Source organism: Microcystis sp. M53598_WE2, assembly GCF_030067735.1.
Classification (GTDB): Bacteria; Cyanobacteriota; Cyanobacteriia; order Cyanobacteriales; family Microcystaceae; genus Microcystis; species Microcystis aeruginosa.
Genome location: NZ_JASJFE010000703.1, coordinates 1 through 7782, shown reverse-complemented (window position 1 = coordinate 7782; position 7782 = coordinate 1). Strand labels below are relative to the sequence as shown.

Annotated in this window: 8 protein-coding genes; 2 read left to right on the top strand and 6 right to left on the bottom strand. The window is 43.9% G+C overall.

The features are described from left to right. On the top strand, positions 1–353 hold a 353-nt coding region (lepB, locus tag PX636_RS14350; RefSeq protein WP_288117646.1), incomplete at its 5' end, for a signal peptidase I. A gap of 260 nt (positions 354–613) precedes the next feature. Here lepB and PX636_RS14345 read toward each other — a convergent pair. The 6 genes from PX636_RS14345 to PX636_RS14320 all read right to left on the bottom strand — a co-directional run bounded on the left by PX636_RS14345 (position 614) and on the right by PX636_RS14320 (position 6968). Continuing rightward, positions 614–1471 carry a hypothetical protein gene (locus PX636_RS14345; RefSeq protein WP_288117645.1) on the bottom strand — a complete coding sequence of 286 codons (858 nt, stop codon included), beginning with the start codon at positions 1469–1471 and terminating at the stop codon, positions 614–616. Beyond that, positions 1452–2126, bottom strand: a complete 675-nt coding sequence (locus PX636_RS14340; protein ID WP_288117644.1) for a helix-turn-helix domain-containing protein — start codon at positions 2124–2126, stop codon at positions 1452–1454. The genes PX636_RS14345 and PX636_RS14340 overlap by 20 nt, the downstream gene beginning before the upstream one ends. Beyond that, entirely contained in the window at positions 2123–2938 is an 816-nt protein-coding gene (locus PX636_RS14335; protein ID WP_002796751.1) for a TIGR04255 family protein, read from the bottom strand. The genes PX636_RS14340 and PX636_RS14335 overlap by 4 nt, the downstream gene beginning before the upstream one ends. A gap of 274 nt (positions 2939–3212) precedes the next feature. Continuing rightward, positions 3213–4184 carry a ribose-phosphate pyrophosphokinase gene (locus PX636_RS14330; protein WP_012265517.1) on the bottom strand — a complete coding sequence of 324 codons (972 nt, stop codon included), beginning with the start codon at positions 4182–4184 and terminating at the stop codon, positions 3213–3215. Positions 4185–4317: 133 nt separating this feature from the next. After that, entirely contained in the window at positions 4318–6111 is a 1794-nt protein-coding gene (gene typA / locus PX636_RS14325) for a translational GTPase TypA (RefSeq protein ID WP_002796752.1), read from the bottom strand. A gap of 152 nt (positions 6112–6263) precedes the next feature. Next, positions 6264–6968, bottom strand: coding sequence for a DUF1997 domain-containing protein (locus PX636_RS14320; protein WP_288117643.1), 705 nt, complete (start codon positions 6966–6968; stop codon positions 6264–6266). A 123-nt stretch (positions 6969–7091) separates the two neighbouring features. Here PX636_RS14320 and PX636_RS14315 point away from each other — a divergent pair, with 123 nt between their 5' ends. Then, positions 7092–7751 carry an SDR family oxidoreductase gene (locus PX636_RS14315; protein ID WP_288117642.1) on the top strand — a complete coding sequence of 220 codons (660 nt, stop codon included), beginning with the start codon at positions 7092–7094 and terminating at the stop codon, positions 7749–7751. Positions 7752–7782: the final 31 nt, after the last annotated feature.

The window sequence follows — 7782 nt, the reverse complement described above, 5'->3', positions numbered from 1 at the left end:
TTTTTAGTCCGACAGCCGCCCTGAAAGCTCAAAATTTTCATGATGCTTTTATTAAACGGGTGATTGGACTGCCGGGGGATAAGGTGGAAGTCAAAAACGGTCTAGTTCACGTCAACGGTAAAGTTTTAGCGGAAAAGTATATCGCCGAAGAACCTAATTATGCTTTCGGACCGGTGACAGTTCCCCCCGATCAATATTTGGTTTTGGGCGATAATCGCAATAATAGTTATGATTCCCACGCTTGGGGCTTCGTTCCCCGGGACAACTTAATCGGTCGCGCTGTGGTGCGTTTTTGGCCCTTCAATCGTCTGGGAGGACTTGACAACCCCGACGCTGCCACAAATCAGAATTAATGTCAAGAAAATTTAGTCATTCTCAATAAATTCTAGACATTCTTGACCGGTGAAAGCCTCCACTGGTCTAATATTGGTCTTCTCAATTGCGATCGAAATGACTAGAGATTTTTCATTATTATGAGGTACAGTAACTAATATCAGTTATCAGTTTTTTAGCCATCAGCTTGTTTCTCCCTCTTCCCTAAAACTGGAGACTTTGTATCTCACCAGTATCAGAATTGCGACAATATTTGGAAAACTTTTGTAATTATAGTTTTCTATAAATCTAAATTTTCAATATTGCTTTGGGCCATAGACAAATGCTCAAGATCCAGTTGATCACTCTCAACATAATCTTTTGCGGTCATATCTTCTAAGCTTACTACTAAACCATCAGACTGAAAACGTCCAGAGTTAGGTAATAAATTTAACCACTTGTCTAGCCATTTGTCCCATCCAATGTCATTATAGTCCTCTTGTTCTTCTTCACGAATAAAATAAAACATAAGTTCAGGATTTTCATCATTCCACGAAGGTCTTGCACTAACTCTAATTTCCCGCAAAGCTCGTAAGGCTTCCCCTTCATCACTTTGTTTAGTATGCTTATCTTGCATCCGGTTTTGAAGTTTACTGACAAATTGAACAAAATCATCTGGAAAAGCAAAACGAATTCTTTTTCTTGCTATCGCTTGTCTTAAGAGTCTTTTTTCTTGATCAGTTACACAACCCTGTTGACGATTCCATTGTAAGATCAATGCTTTTTCGACTGTCATTACCCTATCGAGATCAGCTACTAAGTTTAGTTTGGCAACTCCTTCAATGTAAACGTATTGAGGTCGTCTGCCTTTTTTTATCTCACTAATTTTTTCAGCTTCAATTTCTACCAGAGGAACAACTTCTAGAAAAGGACGTTCACAACAAGAACGGACAATATCGCAAGTTTGTGTAACAACAACTAGACCTTTTACTTCCGATTCTACAAGATCATTTTCTTCAGCATCTTGCTTTCTAGAATCAGGTGTAAGAGGAAATTGAGGATTAAATCGATGAACAAACCACTGTTCTCCTAAAACAAAATCCCCTTGACACCATGTTTGTAACTCATTGTTAATGAGATCAATCTGTTTGCTTTCCACTGCGATTTTGACCACTCCTCAATGTTTTAGCAGGTCTAGAACGTCCAACATCACTATGAATAGAATCTTGTAAAGCATCAATTAATATCTCCGGTGGTAAAGGCCTACGAAGCTCACTCTCCTCCTCAGACAAGGGTGTTAATTTAGGTCTTTTGGGTGGATTACCACGCCCAAGGTTTTCTTTTACTTTATCATATTCTCCTGATATTAATTGGTCTAAAGGTAGTTCCCCATCAGCATTAGGATTCAATAATAACTTACGGTTAAGACTTGCACTTCCTCGATCAATATATCTAATCACTCCCAGTAATCTATTTAATTTCTCCTCATTGTCACTAGCTAGAGTCTGTCCACTTGCCCAAAAATGAATGCTTCGACGTGAAACATTAAATAGTTTGGCAACTTGCTCCCAGGTCAGTCCACTGGTTTTTCTGAGTTCATTAATCGCTTTTTGACTATCTTGAAAAAGATGAGGATTGTGCTTCGGAACAACTATTTCGCTATTAGTTCTTTCTGAAATCGCTAGTAACTTTTGAGCGGCAAGATTATCATAGCCAATGGTACTGGATTCCGCAATACCAGGAATCATTCTAAATCGTTTTTGAGGATTGATTGAGCCAAAAGTATTTGAACGTTCAATCACTAAGTTACTCATTGTTCACCTCCAAAGCGTCTTAGAAATTCTTCGGTTACTGACCATCTAAAAAAAGTATAAATTCTTTCAGAAAATCGTTTTGCATCCTCTAAAATTTTTTCAACGTCAAATTCTTGATTCTCTGAAATAGACATATCTAAATCAAGAAACCAACTCGGTTGATCAATCGGTTCAAGGACATTTGGATCAAAAGTAGCGTTACTGGGAATCAATCCCCATCTTGCTACAAGTGTCCCTTGGGTATTAGGTAACTGAAACAGAGATTCATTATAACTTTGAAGAATATGTTCTTGAAATGTTGACGCGGTGATATTTATCAGTTCTGATCTGACTAAATTAGAAATATTCCCTACATCAATACCCTCAATACGATCAACATATCTAATACCGATTCGCTCAACAAGGTTGGGTTGAATATGTTCATTAACCGCAGTTAAAACTTCTCTCATTCGCTCTAAAAAGTCCTGACGACTGACATACTTTGATGTGTCTAAGGCTACAAAATTAGACGCTAATGAGACTCGCCAATGATTATTGGCATCTGTAAATTGCCAGATAACCTCAGCTTGAGATCTGACGGCATCTTTTTCTTGATTATCAAAAGTTAATTGATAAGTTCGTTCCTGCCGTAACTTAGGATACTTTGTTCTAATAGCTTCCTGAAATGGAGTCACAAATTTCCTATCCTCAACGGCCAGAATTTGTGGGAACCGTACTTGTCCAAGCACACACACTAGAGGTGCATTAGTTAAGTGAACCTCTGGAGGAGTTGGATCGATCAGTGGATTGTTAATACCGACCACTTTGGACATTTTAGGCTATTTATCTCCTATATTAAGCGTTTTTAGCTAATAGAACACAATAACTATCGGAAGAACTGTTCTGCATCTCCATTGTACGGCAAGACTGTGAAATAACCAGTGAAGTTTAAGAATTGCTATATTTAATTTTCCGATCGATTCTCTCTCTACACCTTCCCCCTCTCTCCGCGAGATGGAGTGGTTGATAATGCCATTAACCCACCCCATTTCCACAGAAAAGGGCTAAATATAAAAATTCCCCCTAGTTTTAGGGGGATTCGGCCATCTATTTGAACATATTACTCACGGAATTGTCCTCATGAATGCGCCATATGGCCTCACCCAGAATCGGGGCAACCGGCAAGACTTTCAGTTGCGGGAAAAGATGTTCTTGGGGGACGGGAATCGTGTTAGTAACGATCACTTCCTCGACTATGCCACTGGATAAACGCTCGATCGCAGGACCAGAAAAAACCGGATGGGTGGCACAAGCATAAACCTGTCGCGCCCCCTTGGCTTTCAGTAACTGCGCCCCTTGAGCGATCGTACCGGCCGTATCGATCATATCATCGACTAAAACCGCCGTTTTATCCTTAACATCGCCGATCAAGTTCATCACTTCCGCCACATTATGGGTTTGCCGGCGTTTATCAATAATTGCTAGGGGAGCATCATTGAGTTTTTTGGCAAAAGCCCGCGCCCTGGCCACCCCACCCACATCGGGAGAGACGACGACGATATCGGGTAATTGTTTACTGAGAAGATAGTCCACCACCACTGGGGAACCGTAAACGTGATCGAAGGGAATATCGAAATAACCTTGAATTTGGGCCGAATGCAAATCCATGGCCAACACGCGACTTGCCCCCGCTTCCGTGATCAGATTAGCCACCAGTTTAGCGGCGATCGATTCCCGGCCGGCGGTTTTGCGATCGGCGCGAGCATAACCATAATAGGGAATTACGGCGGTAATTTGTCGGGCAGAAGCACGACGACAGGCATCAATCATGATCAACAATTCCATCAAATGATCGTTGACGGGATTGCAACAGGGTTGAATTAAATAGACATCACAGCCCCGGATCGATTCCTGAATCTGGATGTACAATTCACCATCGGCGAAACGTTTACGAATCATCGGACCCACATCCATGCCCAGATAACGGGCCACCTCTTGGGCAAGAGATACATTAGCGGATCCCGAAAAGAGACGAAGACGATTGCTGTCCGACGCGGCGGGAAACATCGGATGTCGCATCAAAGTAGCAGAATAGCTCACAGCAGATTCTTTACCCTCAAACTCAAGGCACTTTTTTCTATCATCTCAGTTTTGTTGAAAATCTGAGTGGATTTCTTTGTTAGATATTGCCGCCGGATTTTGTCAAAACCGATTAACGTTTGGCTAACTTTTTCACCGGTAATTTACGCAGACGGATCGATTTCGGGGTAATTTCTACCAACTCATCCGGTCCGATGTATTCGAGGGCGCGTTCGAGACTCATATCCACGGGGGATTGTAACTGAACCAATTCATCCCCGGTGGCGGAACGATGGTTAGTTAACTGTTTAGTTTTGCAGATATTGATCTCCACGTCCTGAGGCCGGTTGCTTTCGCCGATAATCATGTTTTTATACACTTTTGTCCCCGGAGTAATAAAAAATACTCCCCGGTCCTCGGCGTTTTTGAGGGCGTAGAAAGTGGCGACTCCTTCCTCAAAGGCAGTAATCACGCCATTGTAACGGGTGGCCAATTCCCCGGAGAAAGGACGATATTCCAGAAAACTATGGTTCATAATCCCCTCACCGCGACTCAGACGGATAAATTCCCCCCGGAAACCGATTAAACCCCGGGCCGGAATCACGAATTCCAATTGAGTACGGCCATTGCTGCCCGTCTGCATATCCTGCATTTCCCCTTTCCGTTGGCCGAGACGTTCGATACTGGAACCCACCGCTTCTTCGGGTACATCTAAAACGAGGTATTCGTAGGGTTCACAGGGTTGACCGTTAATTTCCCGGTAGATAACTTGCGGCTGCGATACTTGGAATTCGTAGCCTTCCCGACGCATGGTTTCGATGAGAATGCCTAAATGCAGTTCTCCCCGTCCCGAAACTAGGAATTTCTCGGCAGAATCACTTTCTTCCACCCGCAGGGCGACGTTAGTTTCTAATTCTCGCATTAGACGATCGCGAATTTGCCGCGAGGTGACAAAAGTGCCTTCCTGACCGGCAAAGGGAGAATCGTTCACCGAGAAGGTCATTTGTAGGGTCGGTTCATCGACTTTAATTAGGGGTAAAGCTTGCGGGTCATCGGCTAAAGTTACGGTTTCCCCGATGTTAGCGTCGGCAAAACCGGCCACAGCAACGATATTACCGGCGCTGGCCTCGTTTAGTTCCACCCGTTTGAGGCCCTCAAAACCAAGAAGTTTTGTTATTTTACCCTTGACAACCGCGCCCGTATCCTTTACTAAAGCTGCCTGTTGACCAGCTTTAATTACGCCGTTATGGATGCGGCCGATAACGATGCGTCCTAAGTATTCCGAGTAATCGAGGGTGGTTACTTGCAGCTGTAGGGGTTTGTTAACGTCCCCGGCCGGTGGTGGAACGTGGTGTAAAATCGCCTCAAACAGGGGCTGCATATCTTTGTCTTCGTCTTCGAGGCTTTCTTTGGCGAATCCTTGCATCCCGGAAGCGAACAGAGTAGTAAAATCACATTGGTCGTCATCGGCACCCAGTTCCACAAACAGATCGAAAACTTTGTCCACGGCTAGGTTAGGATCGACGTTAGGGCGATCGATTTTATTAACCACGACAATCGGTCTTAATCCCTTTTCTAGGGCTTTTTTCAGCACAAAACGGGTTTGGGGCATCGGCCCCTCGTTAGCATCGACAATCAGGATACAACCGTCCACCATACCTAAAACCCGTTCCACTTCGCCACCAAAGTCGGCGTGACCGGGAGTATCGACGATGTTAATCAGGGTGTCTTGGTAACGAACGGCGGTGTTTTTGGCCAGAATGGTGATACCGCGTTCTCTTTCGAGGTCATTGGAATCCATGACGCAGGTGGGTACATCTTCCCCTTCTCGAAAGATTCCCGACTGTTTGAGGAGTGCATCGACGAGGGTGGTTTTCCCGTGGTCAACGTGAGCAATGATAGCAACGTTACGGATAGGCAGAGACATAAAATATTGAAGTAGTCTTAGGTTTATTTTTACAAGTAAACATTTCTTAATAATTCTAGCTTAGACTGACCAGCACCGTTAGCAAATCTTTATTTTTCCTTGGTTTCCCATCAGCAAGCTCTACTGATTACTGTTGACAGACTCCCCAAACCCTAGGCAAGCAGCCCAACCTCGGATGAGTCGAGACGATGGAAAAGACGACTGGAGGCAGGGGGTAGGGGTAAATTAAAGCTAGAGTGAAAATCCTCTTGAACTTTGTAGGTTAAGCGAGGGGAAACTTGGCGAACAATTTGCGTCAACAGTTTATCACCGGTTTTTTGGAGAATGGGACGGGGAATCTTATAAATAAACTTGGGAAACTTAACCATAACATCCATACGCAGTTCCCAGGTGACTTGGGTGATAACCGCCGGAATATCCCGTCCCTGTTGCCGAAAAATTGCCTCAATTTCCTGACTAGGAGAAGATAGCGGCATTTCCTCTAGTTTCATAATTGCCTGATAATCCACTAGATAGCCCAAAAACGGTTGATCGGGAATGGGGACACTGCGAGTATGATAGACTCCATTGACGGGAAGTTCCAGAACCACAGCGATTTTCGGCTCCAGTTCATAGCCAAAAGCTCCATATTTACCGATGGTGATAATATAACCATTGTCACCGAAGGGCAGAGTTTTCATCGGTTCGGCACAACGACAAAACCAACCTTCGTGAGCGCCCAGATAATCGGCAACCTTGTCCTGATTGCTATACATATCCATACATCCGGCAAAATGGGTTTGAAAACCGAGAAATTGATTGTCTTCTTTGACTTCTACAGATTCGAGAGCTAGGGAGTTAATGGGGGGACGCTGCATGACTTAAAACCTGGAAAATGATAGTGCTGGAAACATTTGGGGATTAACCGCCAAAGGATCAGGGAAATTTGTAGAATCGAAATTAGTGTAACGTATTGTTAAAAACCATTTGGTCAAGAAGCGATGAAAGCATTTGTAGCAGGAGCCACGGGGGAAACGGGACGGAGAATCGTTGCCCAATTAGTCGAACGTCAGATTCCCGTACGCGCTTTGGTGAGAAACCCAGAGAAAGCGGCGGAAATTTTGCCAGCAGGGGTGGAAATCGTCGTCGGAGATGTCCAACAGGCCGATAAGTTAGAGGCACTAATCGCTGATTGTAGCGTTTTGCTATGCGCCACGGGAGCCAGACCGAGCTTTAATCCCACGGAACCTTTGTTAGTGGACTACTTGGGAACTAAAAATCTCATCGATGCCGCAAAAAAGAAAGGAATCGAACATTTTGTTCTCGTTACTTCCCTCTGTGTATCCAACTTTTTCCACCCCCTCAATCTCTTTTGGTTAATTTTATTCTGGAAAAAACAAGCGGAAGACTATTTAATCAATAGTGGACTAACCTACACGATTGTGCGCCCCGGAGGCCTCAAAAACGATGATAATCTTAATGCCATTAAAATGTCATCCGCCGATACCCTTTCTGAGGGCAATATTCCCCGCACAAAAGTGGCCTCGGTTTGCGTAGAATCCTTATTTTATCCCGCCGCTAACAATAAAATTCTCGAAATTGTTGCCCCCCCAGACGCTCCCAATCTCGATTGGCCCCAATTGTTTCAAAGTGTCACCTAATCAGTAATCAGTAATCAGTAATCAGTAATCA